We start from the raw sequence: 19,808 nt of genomic DNA on the forward strand, positions 1-19,808 counted from the left end.
ACGGTAGGGATACACTATCGAGTCATAAACACAACATGGAGAATGCCTAATGCGATTAACCCCTTGGATGCTACCTTTTGCGCTCAGCGCTGCTTTACTAACGACGACGGGCTATGCATTGGCCGATAGCCATGAGTCAGAGGGTGAGCAGCATGAGCCTTTGGATGATGCAGCACTTGAAGAGGAGTACGGTATTAAAGCGGGGTCGGTGAAACGCGACGAGGATATGTCATCCAGTGATGCCGATGACACTGATGAACAGGCCCGCGCCCGTGAAGAGGAGGAGGAAGAAGAGAAAAATGAAGGGGTAGCCTCCAGCGAGGGCGAGGCTGACGTAGAACTAGAGCCTGGTAAGAGTGAGGAACGCAATCCCGAAGCTGGTACGGGTGGCACTGGCAGCCCGGAAGACGCTATCCATAGCAGCGAAGAGGAAAATAGTGAAGATAACGAGGATGGCACCGACGACAGTGAGTAACGTCAGTGCCTAAGCGCTACTTGGCGAGCCTGCGCGAGTTAGCGCTACTACGCTGGTGGTAAGGCTTCATTGTGCGCTGGCTGGTAACCCACCAGGGGGCTTGCTTACCGCTCATTGAGTTAAGCAGCGCTTTTTGCATGGCGAGGCCAGCCTCCATGCTGGCCTCGAGTTTTTCGGTGACCATGCGTTGGTTTTCTTGCATCATTTTGGGACTGAAAAACGGCTGTGTTTGCCATAAATGCTGTCGCATAGTGATTGTCGATAAAGACGTCGACCATAGCTCAAAGGCCATGATGCCGACTTTCCATATATCGAACATCGCGACTGGGGTAGTCGGCATTAGGGACAGGGGAGTTGTCGATTTCATCAGCGTTGTGGCCTCCTTGCTGGAACACGAGATGTCGTGGCCTCATCACCAGTGTTGGTGCATCAATGCTGCATTGCAACATCTATTTAATTAGCCACAAAAAAAGACGACCGATTGGTCGTCTTTTTCGAAAGTGTGGCATTAATACGCTTACTTTACCTTAGGAGCCAGTTCGCCGCGCTCATAGCGCAGGAACATCTCTTCCAGGCTGATCGGTTTAATCTTACTGGCATTGCCCGCCGTACCAAAGGCTTCGTAGCGAGCGATACATAGATCGCGCATGGCGGTAACGGTCTCTTTCAAGAACTTACGTGGGTCGAATTCAGACGGGTTCTCCGCCAGGAAGCGGCGCACTGCACCGGTAGACGCCAAGCGCAGGTCGGTATCAATGTTGACCTTGCGCACGCCATGCTTGATACCCTCAACGATTTCCTCGACGGGAACGCCGTACGTTTCGGGGATCTCACCGCCATACTGGTTAATCACTTCCAGCCACTCCTGGGGAACAGAAGAGGAGCCGTGCATGACTAGATGAGTATCCGGAATGCGCGCGTGGATCTCTTTAATACGCTGGATGGAGAGCGTGTCGCCGGTAGGCGGCTTGGTGAATTTGTAAGCACCGTGGCTGGTGCCAATGGCAATCGCCAGCGCGTCCACGTGGGTGGCTTTAACAAACTCGGCGGCTTCTTCCGGGTCGGTCAGCAGCTGCTCCATATCCAGCTTGCCTTCCGCGCCGATGCCGTCTTCTTCACCGGCCATGCCGGTTTCCAGGCTGCCCAGGCAGCCCAACTCGCCCTCGACGGAAACGCCACAGGCGTGCGCCATTTCCACCGCGCGACGAGTAACGTTGACGTTATAGTCGTAGTCGGTGGGGGTTTTGCCATCCTCACCCAGCGAACCATCCATCATCACCGAGGAGAAGCCGAGCTGAATAGAGCGTTGGCAGATTGCAGGGCTAGTGCCGTGATCCTGGTGCATGACCACAGGAATATGTGGAAACTCTTCCACGGCCGCCAAAATCAGATGGCGCAGGAAAGGGGCCCCCGCGTACTTACGTGCACCGGCAGATGCTTGCACGATGACCGGCGAATCGGTGGCATCAGCGGCTTCCATAATGGCGCGCATCTGCTCAAGGTTATTGACGTTAAACGCCGGAATGCCGTAACCGTATTCGGCGGCGTGGTCGAGCATCTGGCGCATGCTGATCAAAGCCATGAAATTACCTTATCTATGTGGTAGAGACTGGGTTGTCAAGATTGAGCTGTCAGTTTGAACGGTGATGAGCGTTCAGGTTCAAATCGTACTGTTTCAGGTCGGACAATGTTAACCGCGTTTGGCGGCGGCTTCGAGTGCCTCAACGGCTGGCAACTGCTTGCCTTCGACATACTCAAGAAAGGCACCGCCGCCAGTAGAAATATATGAAACGCGATCCGCAATGGCATATTTATCAATGGCTGCTAAGGTATCGCCGCCGCCGGCAATAGAGAAACCTGCACTATCGGCGATGGCTTGAGCAAGCACCTGAGTGCCTTTACCAAACTGATCGATCTCAAAGACGCCAACCGGCCCATTCCATAAAATAGTGCCGGCGTCTTTGAGCATGCTGGCCAAATGTGCAGCGGTGTCTGGGCCAATATCCAGAATCATCTCATTGTCAGCCACCTGATCGACGGGCTTGACCACCGCTTTGGCCGATTCAGAAAATTCAGTGGCGACGACCACATCGGTCGGGAGTGGAATTGAGACCTTCTCCATCAGCGCTTTCGCTTGGCCCACCAAATCGGCTTCATGGAGCGATTTGCCGACATTGTATCCCGCGGCGGCAATAAAGGTGTTGGCGATACCGCCGCCGACAATCAGTTGATCGCATTTTTCCGCCAGCGCGGTGAGTACATCCAGTTTGGTAGAGACCTTCGAGCCACCGACGATGGCGGCCATGGGCCGGGCGGGATGCGCCAGCGCTTTTTCAAGGGCATCTAACTCTTGGGCCAGCAGAGGCCCCGCACAGGCGCTGGGGGCAAAACGCGCTACCCCATGGGTGGACGCCTGGGCGCGGTGGGCGGTGCCAAACGCATCCATGACAAAGAGATCGCACAGTGCGGCGTACTGTTTTGCCAGCTGCTCATCGTCTTTTTTCTCGCCGCTATTAAAGCGCACGTTCTCCAGCAGTACGACGTCGCCATTGGCGAGATCCAGCGTTTCACCGAGATAGGCTTTGATCAGCGGCACAGGGCGGCCTAATAGTTCGCCTAAGTGCTCAGCCACCGGCGCGAGGGAGAATTCAGCAGCGGGTTCGCCTTCGGTAGGGCGCCCCAAGTGGCTCATCAGCATCACCTTCGCGCCCGCCTGCATGGCGGCTTGAATCGTTGGCAGCGCGGCCCGCAAGCGGGCGTCGCTGGAGACGCGGCCATGTTTGATAGGCACATTCAAATCTTCACGGATCAGCACGCGTTGCCCTTCCAGGGGAAGGTCAGTCATCTTTTTCACGTTCATATATGCGGTATCCTCGTGTGTATGTCGTTGAGTTAAATAGAAATAACTAATATAAAAAACGACTGTAACAGGTCATGTCTGAGCTGAAAGTCTGGCCAGTCGCTGGCTTATGTCGAGCATACGGTTAGCGAACCCCCACTCGTTGTCAAACCAGCACAGCAACTTGATAAGGCGTTTGCCAGCGACCCGGGTTTGAGTAGCGTCCAGGATGCCTGAGAGAGGGTCGTGATTAAAATCAACCGACGCCATAGGGGCTTCAGTATAGCCAAGCACACCCTTTAAGCGCTGCTGGCTGGCGGCCAGCAGCAGTGTGTTGACATCGTCCCGGTGGGTATCCCGGCTGACGGTGAGCGCCACGTCCATGGCCGAGACATTGATCGTGGGTACACGTACGTGCAGACACTCAAAGCGGCCCGCAAGATGGGGCATCAAGCGGCTGATGCCGAGCGCCAAGCCGGTATCCACCGGCACAATAGAGTGCATCGCCGAGCGGGTAAGACGCAGGTCGGTCTGGTGGTAGGCATCAATCACCGGCTGGTCGTTCATCGCCGAATGAATCGTCGTCGTCACACCATGCTCCAGGCCGAGTGCTTCGTCGAGGACGGTCAGTAGTGGCACCAGGCAGTTGGTCGTGCAGGAAGCGGCAGAGAGAATGCGCTGAGGCAGCGCTAGCTCGTTCTCATTGATGCCCCACACAATGGTGGCATCGACATCGTTCTCCGCTGGCTGGGAAAACAGTAGCCGCTTGGCGCCAGCTTCCAGGTGTAACTCGGCGGTGGCGCGATCTTTAAAGCTTCCGGAGCACTCCAGCACCAGATCCACATCAAGCGCTTTCCAGGGTAGCTTGCGTGGGTCTTGCTCGCAGAGTACCTGGATGCGATGGCCGTCAACGATAAGGGCCTGGCCGTCGTTATCGACGTCACCGGGAAAGCGACCATGGGTAGTGTCGTAACGGGTCAGGTACGTGATGGTCGCCAGATCAGACAATTCATTAATGGCCACCACTTCAAGCTCGGGGTGGTGCCGCTCAATGAGCGCCCGTAAGACGCACTGGCCGATGCGGCCGTAACCGTTAATGGCGATGCGATACCTGGGAGCAGAATTAGCCATGCGGGGGAGTGGCTCTTAAAAGTGTTTCGATGATCGATAAAGTCGAGAACGCTTTGCGATGATAACGTATTTTAGCGGGCGATTCTCATCAACTGCCGTTGCCCATCAGTTGACCAAGCCGATCAATCGCCAGGCCAGTGGCAGCAGCAGCGCAGTGAAAATACCCGTCAGGCTCATGCCCAGTGAGGCAAAAGCGCCAGCCGTAGGACTGATCTCAAACGCCCTTACCGTGCCGATGGCGTGGCCATTGAGACCCAGGGCAAAACCGATCAAGCGATCATCTTGGATATCCAGCCAACGCGCTGCCAAGCTAACACAGGGAATGGTAATCACCCCGGTGACCAGCAGTGCACCCAGTAGCAGTGCGGTGGTGCCACCGAGCTGCTCGGTAATGCCGATCGCAATTGGCGCGGTCACTGATTTAGCGGCAATGGAAGCGAGTACGTTGTTCGAGCTGCCCAGTAACCAGGCAATGCCCAGCGAGTAGCAAGCCGCCAGTGTCGCCGCGAGGGGTAAGCAAATCGTCAGTGGACGCCACAGCTCAACGATCCGCGGCAACTGTTGATAGAGCGGCATGCCCAGCGCCACCGTGGCGGGCCCCAACAGCACCGTTAACCATGTGGCCCCTTGCTGGTAGGTGGCGTACGGCAGCCCTATTAGCGCCAACGCCCCCGCTAGCAGCAGCGCTGCGATCAAGATAGCGGGCAGCCATGAGGGGCGCTTTAAACGCTGAAACAGAAGGCTGCCGAGCAAATAGGCAGCCAGCGTTAACCCGACTGCAAACAGCGGGGTGGTGGTTAATAGCGTGAGCAACGAGGAGTTACCGGACATGGGGTTGCCCGATTAGCCGCTTGAGCAACCACAGCGTGGTCACCACACTGAGTAACGTACCCAGCACTAAGGCGATAAGGATAGCCGTCCACTGTCCAGCCAGCTCGCCGATGATAAAAAACACCCCAACAACGCCGGGCATAATCAGCATGGCGAGTAGCGCAATCAGCGGCTGAGCGGCAGCGGCAATGCTGTTAGGAACACGGCCCCGCACGGCGAGCGTTGCGCAGAGCAGCAGCATCCCAATCACGCCTGAAGAGATCGGCAAAGCGGTGAAGTGGATCACCACTTCACCGATCAGCCAGTAGCTAATCAACCATAGAAAGCCACTGAGTGCTGGCATGGCTTAGCCGAGTAGTTCGTTGGCTTGTTTGACCACATTGTCGACGGTAAAGCCGAAGTGCTTGAACAGATCCCCCGCTGGCGCAGATTCGCCGTAGGTGGTCATGCCAATGACGCGGCCATCCAGCCCCACATACTTGTACCAGTAGTCGGCGTGGGCGGCTTCGATGGCGATACGCTTGGTGACCGCTTTGGGCAGTACGCTTTCGCGGTACTCGGCGTCCTGGCCGTTAAAGCGGTAGGCCGAGGGCATAGAGACCACCCGCACCGCTTTGCCCTGCTGCTCAAGCTCCGCAGCGGCGTCCATCGCCAGGGCCACTTCAGAACCGGTGGCAATCAGAATCAGCTCGGGTGTTCCTTCGCTATCTTTCAGGACATACGCCCCGTTTTGAATCGACGCCAACTGCGCTTTGGTGCGCTGCTGATGGGGTAGGTTCTGGCGTGACAGCACCAGTGCCGTGGGGCCTGAGTGACGCTTGATCGCCGCATCCCAGGCCGCGGCGGTTTCCACCGCATCGCAGGGGCGCCAAGTGTTCAGGTTAGGCGTGGTGCGCAGGCTGGTGAGCTGCTCAATGGGTTGGTGGGTCGGGCCATCTTCACCCAAGCCGATGGAGTCGTGGGTAAACACGTAAATCACCTGCTGGCCCATCAACGACGCCATGCGGATCGAGTTACGCATGTACTCCATAAAGATCAGGAAGGTGGCGCCATAAGGTACCAGGCCGCCGTGTAGGGCGATGCCGTTCATAACCGCCCCCATACCAAACTCACGGACACCGTAGTGCAGGTAGTTGCCGCTGGCGTCTTCCGGGGTAATCGCTTGGGCGCCTTTCCAGAAGGTCAGGTTCGACGGCGCCAGATCGGCGCTGCCGCCCAGCAGCTCCGGCATTTTCGGGCCAATGGCATTTAACACTTCAAAGGAGGCTTTGCGCGAAGCAAGGGTCTCGCCGCGCTCCTGGGCCTGCTCGATCAAGGCTTCGGTAGGCAACTCTGCTGGCAGCTGGCGCTTCATGCGGCGCTTGAATTCACGCGCTTCCGTGGGGAAGGCTTCAGCATAGCGGGCAAAGCGAGCTTCCCACTCTTGTTGGCGAGCCTTGCCTTCAGAGCGGGCATCCCAAGCCGAGTAGATCGGTTCAGGAATATGGAACGGCGCATGAGGCCAGTCGAGCTGGGTGCGTGCCAGCGCCACTTCGTCGTCGCCTAAGGGCGCTCCGTGGGCGTCCTCTTTGCCCTGCTTGTTGGGCGCACCAAAGCCAATGATGGTCTTGCAGATAATCAGGCTCGGCTTGTCATCATGGCTCTTGGCCAGTTCAATAGCGGCTTTTACCTCTTCAGGCTTGTGGCCATCCACATTGGGCACCACGTGCCAGCCGTAGGACTCGAAGCGCTTGGCGGTATCGTCGGTAAACCAGCCTTCCACTTCACCATCGATAGAGATGCCGTTGTCGTCATATAGAGCGATCAACTTACCCAACTGCTGGGTACCGGCCAGCGAGGCGGCTTCGTGGGAGATACCCTCCATTAAGCAGCCGTCACCCAAAAAGCACCAGGTGTGGTGATCCACAATGGTGTGGCCAGGGCGGTTAAACTGCGCTGCCAGGGTTTTTTCGGCAATGGCGAAGCCCACTGCGTTGGCAAAGCCCTGACCCAGCGGGCCAGTGGTGGTCTCGATGCCCGGTGCGTAGCCAAATTCCGGGTGGCCTGCGGTGGGGGAGTGAAGCTGGCGGAAATTCTGCAGCTGTTCCAGGCTCAGCTCGTAGCCACTCAGGTGGAGCAGCGAGTAGAGCAGCATGGAGCCGTGGCCATTGGAGAGCACAAAGCGGTCACGATCGGCCCACTTGGGGTCTTCGGGGTTATGCTTGAGGTAGTCATTCCATAGCACCTCAGCGATATCAGCCATGCCCATGGGGGCGCCGGGATGGCCGGACTTGGCCTTCTGAACGGCATCCATGGAGAGGGCGCGAATGGCATTGGCTAGCTCAAAACGGGACGGCATGGGGGTGCTCCTCGCCTGAAAACAGAAATTATAAAGGCGCTATTGTCGCTGACTTCCCATGTGTCGGCAAATCTAGCGGCAAATTCTGAGGATCACGTTCTGGGAAGCATCGCCCACAGCGTGTAGACTCTGCCTCCCGAAGCGGTAGAAAAATAATGCTGCCGCTTCACTAATACGGGCAGGGGTCACCTGCCATGATTTCCTGCTGATGCTGTGGACTACTATACAGCCGTCATACAGAGGGTAGAGTGCGCGATGAGCGAATATTCCCTGTTTACCTCCGAGTCCGTCTCCGAAGGTCACCCCGATAAGATTGCCGATCAGATTTCTGACGCGGTGCTAGATGCCATTATCGCCCGGGATAAACAGGCGCGTGTTGCCTGTGAAACCATGGTGAAAACCGGGGTGGCGATTATTGCCGGCGAGATTACCACCTCCGCCTGGGTCGATTTAGAAACCCTCGTACGCGATGTGATTATCAGCATTGGCTATAATTCGTCTGACGTCGGTTTTGACGGTGCGACCTGCGGCGTGGTTAACCTGATAGGCAAGCAGAGTGTCGATATCGCCCAGGGCGTTGACCGCAGTAAGCCGGAAGATCAGGGCGCTGGCGATCAGGGCCTGATGTTTGGCTATGCGACCAACGAAACCGATTCATTTATGCCTGCGCCAATCCACTACTCCCACCGTTTAGTCGAGCGTCAGGCTGAGCTGCGTAAAAATGGCCTGCTGCCATGGCTACGCCCGGATGCCAAGAGCCAGGTCACCTTCCGCTATAACGCCGAAGGCCAGCCCTGTGGTGTCGATGCCATCGTTCTGTCTACCCAGCACGATCCCGACATTGACCAAGAAGACCTGCGCAAAATGATCAAGCGCGAGGTCATCGAGCAGGTGATCCCCGCTGAGTGGTTGGATGAGAGTACCCAGTACCATATCAACCCCACCGGTAAATTCGTAATTGGCGGCCCGGTAGGTGACTGCGGGCTGACCGGACGTAAAATCATCGTCGACACCTACGGCGGCATGGCACGTCACGGTGGTGGCGCGTTCTCGGGCAAAGACCCCTCTAAAGTGGATCGCAGCGCTGCTTATGCGGGCCGCTATGTGGCCAAGAACGTGGTGGCCTCGGGCCTGGCTGACAAGTGTGAGATTCAGGTCTCCTACGCGATTGGTGTTGCCGAACCGACCTCTGTCTCCATCGACACGTTCGGCACGGGTAAAATTGACGATGCCAGGATCGTAGCGCTGGTTCGCGAGCACTTTGACCTGCGCCCCTACGCGATCACCAAAATGCTTGACCTGCTTCACCCCATGTATCAACTCACCGCCGCTTACGGCCACTTTGGCCGGGCGCCGTTCGAACACAGCTACACCTGGAGCGACGATAAAGGCCAAGCGCATACCGAAACCTTTACCGCCTTCCCGTGGGAAAAGGTCGATAAAGCTGAAGCGCTGCGTAAGGCTGCCGGTTTGTAAGCGCTTAGCCGCCTGAAGCCAACCCTCAGCGCCTCCTGCTTTACGCAGGGGGCGTTTTTGTTGGGGCGCATGGATGAAGGTTGTGATGAGAATGGTTTTCGATTATAGTGCGCGCGCTGGTAAATGCGTATCACTACTAGCGTTATCTGATCAGTGCAGCCCCTGTAATCGTTACACCTCTACCTATAGTGATGGGTGCTCCATGACACGTCTTCTTGCTGTGACGGGATTCTCCACCCTGCTGGGCCTGGCTTCGTCCTTGGCGCTGGCGGATAACACACAATACCCTTTGACACTGAACAACTGCGGCGTGGAGGTGACTTTCGAGCAAGCACCCGAGCGGGCGATCGGCCTGGGGCAAGCCAGTGCGGAGATCATGCTGATGCTCGGTCTCGAAGAGAGGATGGTAGGCACTGCCTTCTGGCCCAATCAGGTCTTGCCGCAGTTGGCCGAGGCCAATGCCAAGGTGGAGGTCTTGACGGTCGAGTTTCCGACGTTCGAATCCATCCTGGCCAAAAATCCGGATCTCGTCACGGCCGCGCTACCTAGCCTGATCGGCCCCTCCAGCAGAGTGGCGACGCGGGAGGACTTCGATAACGTGGGGGTGACGACCTATTTGTCCCCCAACACCTGCGTTGCCGAAGACGCGGCCAAGGACAAGTTCGGTTACGGCAGTCGCGAGCAGCGCTGGAGTATGGACGGCCTGTATCAGGAGATCGACGAAATGGCTCGGATATTCGACGTCGACGAGCGAGGCCAGGCACTGATCGAAGATCTAAAGCAGCGTGAAGCGGTGCTACGGGAAGAGACTCCTGGCGATAGCGACCCGCTCTCCTTTGTCTTCTGGTTCTCCAGCCCGTCGCCGTCTGCCGATGCCTACCTTGGCGGAAAAAACGGTGCCTCCGGCTTTATTGCCGATGTGCTCGGGGGAACCAATGCCATCGACTCCGATGCGGAGTGGCCGGCACTTGGGTGGGAAAGCATCATCGCGGCCGATCCAGACGTCATTGTGGTGGCTCGCGTCGAACGTAATCGCTGGGATTTAGACAACTCGGAGGCCAAGATCGAGTTTCTCAATTCGGATCCGGCGACCCGCGAGATGAGGGCGGTTAAAAACGGCGCGATCGTGGTCATGGATGGACATGCCATGGATCCGACAATGAGGACGATCTTCGGTGCCGAAGAGGTAGCCGAACAGCTTGAGGCGCTCGGCCTGAGATGAGTGTCACAATTGAGATGCCGCAATCAACTGAGCGGCTATCACACTGGGTATGGGTACCAGCCCTGCTGCTTGCTTCGCTTGTAGCGATTGCCCTGGTGGTGGGGATCAGCGTCGGGATTGGCGATATGCCAATCCCGTTGACGACGACCTACGCGGTGATCACCAACAAGCTCGGCTGGTCGTCGTTCGAGCTCAATCGTATTCACGAAGCCATCGTTTGGGATTATCGCTTGAGCCGAGCGCTGGTGGCCGCCTTCTGCGGTGCCGGACTGGCACTGGCGGGCGCCATCATGCAGTCGATGCTGCGTAATCCCTTGGCAGAGCCTTATGTACTCGGTATCTCCGCGGGGGCATCCACGGGCGCCGTACTGATCGTAATCTTGGGGCTCGGCGCTGGCGCGGTATCGCTCTCCTCGGGTGCCTTTATCGGCGCTTTTGCCGCTTTTTTGTTTGTGGCGCTGCTGTCGAACGGTGCGCGCGGTGGTGCTGACCGCACCATTCTGGCGGGGGTCGCGGCGTCGCAGCTTTTCAACGCCGTAACCTCTTATTTCGTCACTACGGCGGGCAATGCTCAGCAGGCGCGGGATGTGATGTTCTGGCTGCTCGGCAGCTTTGGCGGCGTGCGCTGGCCGGATTTTTTTCTGGTATTGGTCGTGGTCGGGCTGGGGCTGATCGCATGTCTGTGCTATGCACGTGTGCTGGATGCCTTTGCCTTCGGCGATGAGGCCGCCGCTTCCCTGGGCGTCAATGTCGGCCGAACGAGAATCGTCCTGTTCGCACTCACTGCCGTCATTACCGCTACCATCGTCAGCATGGTGGGCACCATTGGCTTCGTTGGCCTGGTGGTTCCCCACGCGGCGCGTTTCGTGGTGGGGCCACGCCACGCCGTCCTGCTGCCTGCCTGTGCCATCGTAGGGGCGATCTTTATGGTGGTAGCGGATATCGCCTCCCGCGTGCTGATTCCGCAGCAATCCCTGCCGATTGGTGTGGTCACGGCGCTTGTGGGCGTGCCGTTCTTCTCTGTCATTCTTTACCGGTTACAGCGCGCATCATGAGCATCAAGGCCGACAAACTGATCTGGAAAATCGGCACCAAGACGGTGATCGATGGTGTCTCCTTCGAAGCCGAACAGGGGAAGCTACTGGGGGTGCTGGGCCCCAATGGCTCTGGTAAGACCTCACTGTTACGGCTGCTGGCCGGCCTCAAGCGACCGCATGCCGGACGTGTCCTGCTGGATGGGCAGGAGCTTTCAACCTTTCGCCGCCGAACCATTGCCCAGCGCGTGGCCTTCATCGAACAGCACGCCACGACCAATGCCAACCTCAAGGTGATCGATGTGGTCAAACTGGGCCGTTTCCCACACCGTTCGATGCTATCGGGCTGGACACGCGAGGACGATACGACGGTCAACGCAGCGCTGGAGCGAACCGGTATGAGCGCAAAGCGCAACGATGCCTGGCATAGCCTCTCCGGGGGTGAGAAACAGCGCACTCATGTGGCGCGGGCTCTGGCTCAATCACCCAAAGAACTCATTCTCGACGAACCCACCAACCACCTGGATGTGCAGCATCAGGTCAACCTGTTGCGGTTGGTCTCCAGCCTGCCGATGACCAGTATCATGGCACTCCATGATCTCAACCACGCCGCGATGTACTGTGATCGACTGCTGGTTATGCAGGCGGGTAAGATCGTGGCTGCCGGTACGCCTGAAGAGGTGTTGACCCAACGTCTGCTGCGTGATGTCTTTTCGGTAGATGCCCATATAGAAACCTCCCCTCACCATGATCGGCTGCATATTCATTTCGCGCGTTAAAAATTTGCCTTGTATTGCATCGTTCATACTTTGAATTAAGTTAAACTTAGCATGGCGGCGCAGGCACTGTGTCTTTTCTTGTCATCAAGGGAGTGCGGATATGCTGGGTGGGCGATGGGTGATGAAAGTGGGGTTGCTGAGTGGCCTGTTAGTCATGGCGTTTACGGCGCAGGCAGAAGAGTGCCCCGACTGGCCTCAGGAGCAGCTAGCGCTGGAGACCCAGGCGCTTGCCGAACATATCCAGGAGTGGGATCGCGCTTACCACGATGGCGGTGAATCGCTGATTGCCGATGAGCTGTACGATCAGGCGCTGGCGCGCCTGGAAAGTTGGCAGGCCTGCCTGGGTGACACGACGCCCCATCGTCCGCTCACCCGTGTGACCAGTAGCGACGGCATCCGTGCGCACCCAGCGGCCCAGCGCGGCCTCAATAAAGCCGATGACGAGGGCGTCAGGCGCTTTACCAGCCGCCGCGAAGACCTTTGGATTCAACCCAAAGTGGACGGTGTCGCGGTGACGCTGCGCTATGCCGACGGTGAGCTGGTCGAAGCCGTTAGCCGTGGCGATGGCGAAAGTGGGCAAGACTGGACAGCCCGTGCCCGACAGCTCCCCGCCGTTCCCAATACGCTACCCGAGCCGATGTCTGCGCTACTCCAAGGCGAGCTGTATTGGCGGTTAGATGAGCACATTCAGTCGCGCTCACCCTCTTCGGGGGCCCGGGGCGCCGTGGCAGGCGCTATGGCACAATCTTCGCCTGAAGCGGCCACCCTCGAGCGTATTGGCCTGTTTGTCTGGGGCTGGCCTGATGGCCCGACCGACATGGAAAGCCGCTTAGCCCAATTGAGTGCGCTGGGCTTTGATAGCGCCGACTACACCCATCCCTTGGATGATCGCCGTGATGCCGCCTACTGGCGCGACAGCTGGTTCAATGGCCCGCTGCCGTTTGCCACCGACGGTGTGGTAATTAAACAGGCTGAGCGCCCCGGCGTGCGCCGCTGGTCATCGTCGCCACCGGAGTGGGCCATTGCCTGGAAATACCCCGCTCAGCAGGCGCTGGCAGAAGTGCGCGGTATCGAGTTTCGCGTCGGGCGCACCGGGCGAGTAACGCCGCTGGTGTGGCTTAACCCAGTGGTGTTAGAAGGGCGGCGCATTAGCCGCGTCTCGCTAGGCTCCTTGGATCGCTGGGAGTCGCTGGATGTTCGTCCCGGCGACCAAGTGGCGATTACGCTAGCGGGGCTAACGATCCCCCAGCTAAGCGACGTGGTGTGGCACGCCCAGGAGCGCTCGCCTCTCTCTCCGCCGCCACCCCAGCGCTATCATCTGCTGAGCTGTTTTGAGTTAACCCCCGGCTGTGACAGCCAACTGCTGGCGCGGCTTAGCTACCTGGGCGAGCAGTTAGCTATGCAGGGTATCGGTGAAGGTACCTGGCAAGCACTAATGGAAGCGGGTGTGGTCACGCAGTTACTCGACTGGCTGGACGTTGAACCACGCCAGCTGCAGCAAGCCTACGGTATTGGCGAGGCCACCGCCGCCTCGCTCACTGAGCAATTTCAAGTCGCCCTTAGTCAGCCGTTTTCGGCTTGGCTAAAGGCGCTGGGCGCGCCGCCGGGGAGTGAGGCGGTTCACGGGGAGTGGTATGAGTTAGCGAGTTACCAGCGCGAACAGTGGCAAGCCGTTCCAGGCGTTGGCCCGGTGCGTGCTGAGGCGCTGGTCGCGTTTTTCAGCCACCCGGAAGTGCAGCGCATGGCCGCACAGCTTAGCCAAGCGGGGGTTGCTGGTTTTTAGCCCAACCCGGTGAGGCGCAGCATTAAACCGAGATAAAACGGAATCAGCAGCGGCGCAAGCAGTGTCGTTACCAGCACCGCTAACGCGCCTTTTTGCGGCTGTATACCCAGTTCCATCGCAACCACCACCACATTAGCAGCCATGGGCACCACGCCCATTAACAGCAGTGCTAAGGCCAGCTCTGTGGAAAGTGGCGCGACCCACTGCAGGATTAATACGGCCCCTAGCATGGCCAATGGCCACATTAGGTAGCGTAGCCCTAAACAAGTGGCCACAAAGCGCGTATCCCAGGCGGAAAGCGTCACTTGGCTAAGCGTCATACCAATAATCATCATCCCCAGCAGCGTATAGGTGGCAGGGAACACCGCCAGCGAACTCATTACCGCAGCGGGTATAGCGACGTCGAGCGTGCTAAGCAGCAGCGCTAGCAGGAACGCATAGATAAGCGGTAAGCGAGAAATTTTGATCAGACTCTCACGTACTGAAAAACGCCCGCGTGCGCTAAGGTAAAAGCCTACGGTAAATTCGTAGATATTAATCCCCAGCATACAGAAGAGGTAGAGAGTGACACCTTCGGGGGGCAGCAAAATCAACGCAATCGGTAGGCCAAAGTAGCCGGTATTGCCCGTTCCCGAAGAGAACGCCAACAGGGCCGCTTCCTGCTCACCAAAACGGTGGCGAGTGAGGCGTTGTACCACCAGAGCCATCAGGCTTGCCACAATGAACAGCGCTAATGTGAGCAAAAGGTAGCCAGGGGTCGGGCCGCCGTTCATCAGCGCGCGAAAAATCGTAAAGGGGGCAATCAGGTAGACCAGCAGTGTCGCAATCGGGCGGGGGTCTATTTTTAAGCGTTGAGCGGCTATCCAGCCTAGCCCAACATACCCCAATAACATCAGCAGTGGCCCCATTAAGGCGCTGGGTGCTAAATCCATGATGGCTCCCGATAAAATAGTATGAATGGCTAACATGAGCCGAATTAAAGGCCAAGCGTGGAATCTTTCATTAGCCCCAGCGCGATGGAACAGCGAGAATACCCCAAAATATCACCATTATTAATCACTCATAAGGAAGTCCCATGAGCAGCCATGAGCATCCGCTAGGTATCAGCTTTGAATTCTTTCCGCCCAATACCGATGCCGGGCGCGACAAGCTGATCCGTGTTCGCGATGAACTGGCCGCACGCAAACCACGGTTTTTTTCGGTGACTTACGGTGCTGGCGGGTCTACCCAGGCGCGTACGCGTCAGGTGGTGCGCGAGGTCAGCGAGAGCGGTATCAGCACCGCGCCACACCTCTCATGCATCGGCAGTGAAAAAGCCCAGCTACGTGACTTGCTGTTGCAATATCGTGAGGAGGGCGTGGATAGCTTGGTCGCGCTGCGAGGTGATATGCCCTCGGGGATGGGGAGCATTGGTGAGCTGCGCTATGCCAACGAACTGGTTGAGTTTATCCGCGCGGAAACCGGTGACCATTTCGACATCGCGGTGGCGGCTTACCCTGAATCTCATCCACAGGCGCCTAACCTTGATAAGGATGTGGAGAACTTCGCACGTAAAATGAAGGCAGGAGCCAATATGGCCATTACCCAGTACTTCTTTACCGCGGATGCCTATTTCAATTTCGTTGATAAAGCCCGTGCGCTGGGCGTCGAACAGCCGATTATTCCCGGCATCATGCCGATTACCAACTACACCAAGCTGGCGCGTTTCTCTGACGCCTGCGGTGCCGAGATCCCGCGTTGGATTCGTAAGCAGTTGGAGTCCTATGGCGACGACAGCGAAGCGATTGCCGCTTTTGGCACCGATGTGGTGAGCCGCCTCTGTCAACGGTTGCTGGAGGGCGGTGCCCCAGGCCTGCACTTCTATACGCTTAACCAAGCAGCGCCGGTGCTCAAGATCGTCGATAATCTGACCGATTAACTTAGGCGGTTTATTGATCTAGCTTGTGCGCACTAAAAACCCCGCCCAACGATGGTTGAGCGGGGTTTCTCGCTTAGCACTTAGCGTTTTAAATCAATCAGCTAGCTTGTGCCGTTTTATTACCCCCTCCGTGCGCCTTACGCTGCATTATGAATAACACGGTACCGATCGCAAGGCCGACAATGTCGGTATAAATACCGCCATAGATTAAAAACAGTGCGCCTACCAGCATGACGACACGCTGCATCAGGTTAACGGGGCCAAAGAACCACTTCTGTACCATGCCTGAGAGCAAGACAATGCCCAGCGTCGCAGTTAACCCAACGCGTAAAATCTGCATTGGTGAGCCTTCCATCAGCATAGCCGGGCTGTAGAAGAACATAAACGGCACGATGAAGGCGGCCAAACCAATCTTGAATGACGCTACCGAGGTGCCCATGGGGTTGTCCCCAGAGATACCGGCGGCTGCATAGGATGCCAAGGCAACGGGCGGCGTAATCGCCGAGACGACCGCAAAGTAGAACACGAAGAAGTGAGCAATCAGCGGCTCAATGCCGATATTGATCAAGCCTGGCGCGACCACAGAAGCGGCGACCGCATAGGCGGCGGTGGTAGGCATCCCCATTCCCAGTAAAATACTGATCAGCATGGCAAATACGAGTGCCAGCAGCTGGCTCACGCCGGCTAAACCAAGCAGCAGCGATGAGAAACGCGCGCCTACACCGGTCAATGAGATAACCCCGACGATTAAGCCCGCGCAGGCGCACACGGCGATAATCTGAATCGACATGGTGCCTGCTATCTGGAGGGCTTTAAGAATTGCACGAAAGCCCATTTTATTAGGTGAGAGCCAGCTAACTACCGCGGCCGACGCCGTTGCCAGGGTGCCGGCACGAATCACCGAATAACCCATGAACAGAGCAACAATGAGGATAATAATCGGCGCAAACAAATAAACCTGTTTGACCAGCTTTGAAAACAGCGGGATCTCATCTTTGCGCATGCCACGCATGCCTTTACGGGCGGCTTCAAAGTCGACCATAAAGTAGATAGAGGCGAAATAGAGAATTGCCGGAATGACAGCGGCAAGGGCAATTTCGGTATAGGGAATACCGGTCACTTCAGCCATGATGAACGCGCCTGCGCCCATAATAGGCGGCATGATTTGCCCACCGGTAGAGGCAGCGGCCTCAATGGCACCCGCACTGCGTGCGGGATAGCCGACTTTCTTCATCAACGGAATGGTCAATGAGCCGGTGGAAACCACGTTACCTGCCGAGGTGCCGTTAATCATACCCATCAAGCCAGAGGCAAAAATGGCCACCTTGGCGGGGCCACCACGAGCACGGCCTGCTGCAGCAAAGGCAAAGTTTACGAAGTAATCGCCAACTTTAGAGGCCTGAAGGAAAGCGGCAAAAATAATGAACAGGATAATATAGGTCGATGACACCGCGGTGGTGGGGCCGAGGATACCGGCGTCCGTGTACACCTGGCTAAAGAAGCGCTGTAGTGAGAGCCCTGGATAGCCTAAAAAGCCTGGTAAATAAGGGCCAGCGAATACATAGGTCAGGAAAACCGCAGAAATAACCACCAGTGCTAGACCGGCTACCCGACGGGTGAGCTCCAGAATCAGCAGGGAGCCCGCAATAGCCGCCCAGGAAATGCCTGATGGCGCGAAAGAGGTGCCCGTCGACATACGGATACTGGTGTTATAAGCCACCAGTAAATAGCCAGCGCTAGCTAACGCGCAGACCATCAGTACCAAATCGGCAGGATTGAAGCGATGCTGTGCCTGACGATAAAACCATGACACCACAACCGCCGCTGCCGTTGTCGCCATTAGCGGATAGCCGTAGTGCCAATTTTCAACGCTTGGGTCGATGCGCATAGCGCCACCGCTGAGCGTTTGATACATCAAAAAGACCTGCGCCAGGGAATAGGCGGCGGGGATTAGTAACGCGTAGCTAAGCCACTTTATCCAGTCACCTGATGCCTGGTGATCGTCATCGGCGAAACGGGCGCCGGCAAATAGTCCGTAACCGAGAATAAGCGCACCGGCAATATGCACGATGCGAAACGACCAGGTTTCCATCGGATACACGTTGAGTGAAATCAGATGGAAACTTGAGTAAGCGATCGCTAATGCCGCAAATAACAGGAACTGCCAGCCCGTAAACAGGCGGCGATTGGGTTCAACAACGTCTTCATCGACACCATCGGCAATGGACTCGGGTATCGCTGACGCCGCGTGGGCATCGTCCTTGAGGTCATTGGGGTCTTGGTCGGTTTTGTGACTCATTAGAGTTCACCCTCACAGCAAAAGCATACAAAGGGGGAGGAGCAGCGAAAACTGCCCCGCCCGGCGAGGCCGGAAACGGGGCAGTCAGAACGGTAACGATTGCTTAGTTGATCATGTCATCAGCAATGTCATAGCCGTTCTCTTCGTACCAGCGTGCAGCGCCAGGGTGGAACGGCAGTACAGTGTTGTGCTTGATGTTTTCTGGGATGGTGGTCGCCGCGCTGCGATGCACAGATTGCATGCGGTCATTGTTTTCCATGGTGGCTTTGGTCACTTCGTAAACGAAGTCTTCCGGTAAATCACAGCCTGCAATAGCGAAGTTCCACATGGAGACGGCGCGCGCGTCATCTTCGAGTGTTTCATAAGTGCTAGCTGGGATCATAAACTCAGCAACGGGGAAGTTTTCCAGCACCGTGGCTAGCTCTTCTTCATTAAATTCGATGATGTTGACGTCAGTTTGTACTTCCAACTGACTAACGGCGGGGATGGGAATACCGGCCGCGAAGGCAACAACGTCAAGCAGGCCATCCTGCAACTGACCGCCCAGGTCTGACCAGCCGCCATTACGGCGTTCGAAGTCAACGCCCAGGGTTTCTAAAATGGCCGGGAAGTAGGTATCCGAGGTTGAGGCAGCCGGACCAAAACCGATGCGTGCACCATCAGGAATGTCGGAAATTGTTTCAATACCACTGTCGGCAAGCGCGGTAATCGAGAATGGCGTTTCGTACATGGGGAACATGGCGCAAACGTTATCCATCTTCATGCCCGGCGCCAGCGGACTTTCGCCTTTAACCGCATCAGACGCGGGGCCCATGGTGGTCAAGCCAAACGCCATATCGCCTGTGTGCACAAGCGCCAGGTTTTGAGTTGGGCCGCCGGTGACTTCGCCACCGCCAGATACGCCTAACTCATCAGCGATAAAGTTTGCCCAGCCTGAACCGTAAACGAAGTAAGTGCCGCCTTGGCTAGCGGTACCCACGGTAAAATTATCGGGCCAATCGGAACGGTCTTGAGCCTGGGCGCTGCTGGCCGCTGCGATAAGCAGGGCGCTGCTGGCGAGGAGCGTGAACGTTTTAGGCATATGTTTGCGCATGGCGAAAATTCCTAGCTGTTATTGGGGTTATATACTGGCGGCTTCAATTAACACCGCCAGTCGATACTGCGTTAAGCAGGTATGCCTGTATATAACAGCGATAGTCGTGCCATTTAAAGTTTAGAACTTTAAAATCAGTTGCTTGTAATTTTTTTATTCAACTTTGGTGGCAAGCCTTAAGCGCCGGAGTGTCCGGGTGTTCGCACGATGACGGCTTTAGGGTGTGTGGATAACCGCACACAAATTGTCTCTTTCGTTCGCGATTGGCCGTGGGACGGTAAGCAAAGACTGAACATGCCATCCTTGGCGGTTGGGAGGGTTAATGCGAGGGTTTGCCCGGATCCAGAATACGTACGGGCTGGACATCCTGTTGCTTCTGATCTTCGCGTACCTGGTTGACTCGGGTGGCCATTTCGGTAAGCGCGTCTTCCTCAATGGGAAGTTGCTCGAAGAAATCGCAGCTGACGCATTCCCGGTAGCGAATACCGTTTTGCTCCCAGGCGCGAATACGATCCATTGCCGCGCAGCGCGGGCAGGTGACACCGGCAATAAAGCGTTTAACCGTTGACATTACAGACTCCTAGCGCGCA

The 19,808-nt window shown here is 57.0% G+C and carries 18 protein-coding genes; 7 read left to right on the forward strand and 11 right to left on the reverse strand.

Annotated features, from left to right (window positions below; translation table 11 throughout):
• Nucleotides 1-49: 49 nt before the first annotated feature.
• Nucleotides 50-475 (forward strand): hypothetical protein, encoded by a 426-nt coding sequence (locus OM794_RS02105; protein ID WP_226251409.1) that lies wholly within the window; start codon nucleotides 50-52, stop codon nucleotides 473-475.
• 16 nt (nucleotides 476-491) lie between these two features.
• Here OM794_RS02105 and OM794_RS02110 read toward each other — a convergent pair whose 3' ends face one another.
• From OM794_RS02110 to tkt, 7 genes are all read right to left on the reverse strand, one after another.
• On the reverse strand, nucleotides 492-842 hold the full coding sequence (locus OM794_RS02110) for a hypothetical protein (protein ID WP_226251410.1): 351 nt from the start codon (nucleotides 840-842) through the stop codon (nucleotides 492-494).
• 150 nt (nucleotides 843-992) lie between these two features.
• On the reverse strand, nucleotides 993-2,057 hold the full coding sequence (gene fba / locus OM794_RS02115) for a class II fructose-bisphosphate aldolase (protein ID WP_226251411.1): 1,065 nt from the start codon (nucleotides 2,055-2,057) through the stop codon (nucleotides 993-995).
• A gap of 108 nt (nucleotides 2,058-2,165) precedes the next feature.
• Nucleotides 2,166-3,335 (reverse strand): phosphoglycerate kinase, encoded by a 1,170-nt coding sequence (locus OM794_RS02120; protein ID WP_226251412.1) that lies wholly within the window; start codon nucleotides 3,333-3,335, stop codon nucleotides 2,166-2,168.
• 72 nt (nucleotides 3,336-3,407) lie between these two features.
• Complete coding sequence (locus tag OM794_RS02125; RefSeq protein WP_226251413.1) at nucleotides 3,408-4,445, reverse strand: type I glyceraldehyde-3-phosphate dehydrogenase; 1,038 nt, start codon at nucleotides 4,443-4,445, stop codon at nucleotides 3,408-3,410.
• A gap of 105 nt (nucleotides 4,446-4,550) precedes the next feature.
• Nucleotides 4,551-5,276, reverse strand: coding sequence for an LrgB family protein (locus tag OM794_RS02130; RefSeq protein ID WP_226251414.1), 726 nt, complete (start codon nucleotides 5,274-5,276; stop codon nucleotides 4,551-4,553).
• Nucleotides 5,266-5,619 carry a CidA/LrgA family protein gene (locus tag OM794_RS02135; RefSeq protein WP_088699559.1) on the reverse strand — a complete coding sequence of 118 codons (354 nt, stop codon included), beginning with the start codon at nucleotides 5,617-5,619 and terminating at the stop codon, nucleotides 5,266-5,268. The genes OM794_RS02130 and OM794_RS02135 overlap by 11 nt, the downstream gene beginning before the upstream one ends.
• A gap of 3 nt (nucleotides 5,620-5,622) precedes the next feature.
• On the reverse strand, nucleotides 5,623-7,614 hold the full coding sequence (tkt, locus tag OM794_RS02140) for a transketolase (protein ID WP_226251415.1): 1,992 nt from the start codon (nucleotides 7,612-7,614) through the stop codon (nucleotides 5,623-5,625).
• 255 nt (nucleotides 7,615-7,869) lie between these two features.
• Here tkt and metK point away from each other — a divergent pair, with 255 nt between their 5' ends.
• The 5 genes from metK (at nucleotide 7,870) to ligB (ending at nucleotide 13,908) form a co-directional block, all read left to right on the forward strand.
• A complete protein-coding gene (metK, locus tag OM794_RS02145; protein ID WP_226251416.1) occupies nucleotides 7,870-9,090 on the forward strand; it encodes a methionine adenosyltransferase in 1,221 nt (406 codons plus the stop codon).
• Nucleotides 9,091-9,292: 202 nt separating this feature from the next.
• On the forward strand, nucleotides 9,293-10,312 hold the full coding sequence (locus OM794_RS02150; protein ID WP_226251417.1) for an ABC transporter substrate-binding protein: 1,020 nt from the start codon (nucleotides 9,293-9,295) through the stop codon (nucleotides 10,310-10,312).
• Nucleotides 10,309-11,367, forward strand: a complete 1,059-nt coding sequence (locus OM794_RS02155) for a FecCD family ABC transporter permease (protein ID WP_226251418.1) — start codon at nucleotides 10,309-10,311, stop codon at nucleotides 11,365-11,367. Before OM794_RS02150 ends, OM794_RS02155 begins: the two co-directional genes overlap by 4 nt.
• On the forward strand, nucleotides 11,364-12,125 hold the full coding sequence (locus OM794_RS02160) for an ABC transporter ATP-binding protein (RefSeq protein WP_226251419.1): 762 nt from the start codon (nucleotides 11,364-11,366) through the stop codon (nucleotides 12,123-12,125). Before OM794_RS02155 ends, OM794_RS02160 begins: the two co-directional genes overlap by 4 nt.
• Before the next feature lie 100 nt (nucleotides 12,126-12,225).
• Nucleotides 12,226-13,908 carry an NAD-dependent DNA ligase LigB gene (ligB, locus tag OM794_RS02165; RefSeq protein WP_226251420.1) on the forward strand — a complete coding sequence of 561 codons (1,683 nt, stop codon included), beginning with the start codon at nucleotides 12,226-12,228 and terminating at the stop codon, nucleotides 13,906-13,908.
• Here ligB and OM794_RS02170 read toward each other — a convergent pair.
• Entirely contained in the window at nucleotides 13,905-14,840 is a 936-nt protein-coding gene (locus tag OM794_RS02170) for an AEC family transporter (RefSeq protein ID WP_226251421.1), read from the reverse strand. The two genes, ligB and OM794_RS02170, sit on opposite strands and share 4 nt — an antisense overlap.
• A gap of 143 nt (nucleotides 14,841-14,983) precedes the next feature.
• Here OM794_RS02170 and metF point away from each other — a divergent pair, with 143 nt between their 5' ends.
• Nucleotides 14,984-15,826, forward strand: a complete 843-nt coding sequence (gene metF / locus OM794_RS02175) for a methylenetetrahydrofolate reductase [NAD(P)H] (RefSeq protein WP_088700308.1) — start codon at nucleotides 14,984-14,986, stop codon at nucleotides 15,824-15,826.
• 97 nt (nucleotides 15,827-15,923) lie between these two features.
• Here the strand turns inward: metF and OM794_RS02180 are convergent, their stop codons facing one another.
• The 3 genes from OM794_RS02180 to OM794_RS02190 all read right to left on the reverse strand — a co-directional run bounded on the left by OM794_RS02180 (nucleotide 15,924) and on the right by OM794_RS02190 (nucleotide 19,789).
• The gene (locus OM794_RS02180) at nucleotides 15,924-18,125 is read right to left on the reverse strand and encodes a TRAP transporter permease (RefSeq protein ID WP_226251422.1); all 2,202 of its coding nucleotides are present in this window, start codon (nucleotides 18,123-18,125) and stop codon (nucleotides 15,924-15,926) included.
• Nucleotides 18,126-18,228: 103 nt separating this feature from the next.
• Complete coding sequence (locus OM794_RS02185) at nucleotides 18,229-19,218, reverse strand: TAXI family TRAP transporter solute-binding subunit (RefSeq protein ID WP_226251423.1); 990 nt, start codon at nucleotides 19,216-19,218, stop codon at nucleotides 18,229-18,231.
• 319 nt (nucleotides 19,219-19,537) lie between these two features.
• A complete protein-coding gene (locus tag OM794_RS02190; RefSeq protein WP_226251424.1) occupies nucleotides 19,538-19,789 on the reverse strand; it encodes a YheV family putative zinc ribbon protein in 252 nt (83 codons plus the stop codon).
• Between the last annotated feature and the right edge of the window lie 19 nt (nucleotides 19,790-19,808).

It is taken from the genome of Halomonas sp. BDJS001 (assembly GCF_026104355.1).
GTDB lineage: Bacteria > Pseudomonadota > Gammaproteobacteria > Pseudomonadales > Halomonadaceae > Vreelandella.

Excerpts from the sequence above, each read along its gene's own strand:
- OM794_RS02105 (WP_226251409.1), top strand. The coding sequence starts at position 50 with ATGCGATTAACCCCTTGGATGCTACCTTTTGCGCTCAGCGCTGCTTTA.
- OM794_RS02110 (WP_226251410.1), bottom strand. The coding sequence starts at position 842 with ATGAAATCGACAACTCCCCTGTCCCTAATGCCGACTACCCCAGTCGCG.
- fba (WP_226251411.1), bottom strand. The coding sequence starts at position 2,057 with ATGGCTTTGATCAGCATGCGCCAGATGCTCGACCACGCCGCCGAATAC.
- OM794_RS02120 (WP_226251412.1), bottom strand. The coding sequence starts at position 3,335 with ATGAACGTGAAAAAGATGACTGACCTTCCCCTGGAAGGGCAACGCGTG.
- OM794_RS02125 (WP_226251413.1), bottom strand. The coding sequence starts at position 4,445 with ATGGCTAATTCTGCTCCCAGGTATCGCATCGCCATTAACGGTTACGGC.
- OM794_RS02130 (WP_226251414.1), bottom strand. The coding sequence starts at position 5,276 with ATGTCCGGTAACTCCTCGTTGCTCACGCTATTAACCACCACCCCGCTG.
- OM794_RS02135 (WP_088699559.1), bottom strand. The coding sequence starts at position 5,619 with ATGCCAGCACTCAGTGGCTTTCTATGGTTGATTAGCTACTGGCTGATC.
- tkt (WP_226251415.1), bottom strand. The coding sequence starts at position 7,614 with ATGCCGTCCCGTTTTGAGCTAGCCAATGCCATTCGCGCCCTCTCCATG.
- metK (WP_226251416.1), top strand. The coding sequence starts at position 7,870 with ATGAGCGAATATTCCCTGTTTACCTCCGAGTCCGTCTCCGAAGGTCAC.
- OM794_RS02150 (WP_226251417.1), top strand. The coding sequence starts at position 9,293 with ATGACACGTCTTCTTGCTGTGACGGGATTCTCCACCCTGCTGGGCCTG.
- OM794_RS02155 (WP_226251418.1), top strand. The coding sequence starts at position 10,309 with ATGAGTGTCACAATTGAGATGCCGCAATCAACTGAGCGGCTATCACAC.
- OM794_RS02160 (WP_226251419.1), top strand. The coding sequence starts at position 11,364 with ATGAGCATCAAGGCCGACAAACTGATCTGGAAAATCGGCACCAAGACG.
- ligB (WP_226251420.1), top strand. The coding sequence starts at position 12,226 with ATGCTGGGTGGGCGATGGGTGATGAAAGTGGGGTTGCTGAGTGGCCTG.
- OM794_RS02170 (WP_226251421.1), bottom strand. The coding sequence starts at position 14,840 with ATGGATTTAGCACCCAGCGCCTTAATGGGGCCACTGCTGATGTTATTG.
- metF (WP_088700308.1), top strand. The coding sequence starts at position 14,984 with ATGAGCAGCCATGAGCATCCGCTAGGTATCAGCTTTGAATTCTTTCCG.
- OM794_RS02180 (WP_226251422.1), bottom strand. The coding sequence starts at position 18,125 with ATGAGTCACAAAACCGACCAAGACCCCAATGACCTCAAGGACGATGCC.
- OM794_RS02185 (WP_226251423.1), bottom strand. The coding sequence starts at position 19,218 with ATGCGCAAACATATGCCTAAAACGTTCACGCTCCTCGCCAGCAGCGCC.
- OM794_RS02190 (WP_226251424.1), bottom strand. The coding sequence starts at position 19,789 with ATGTCAACGGTTAAACGCTTTATTGCCGGTGTCACCTGCCCGCGCTGC.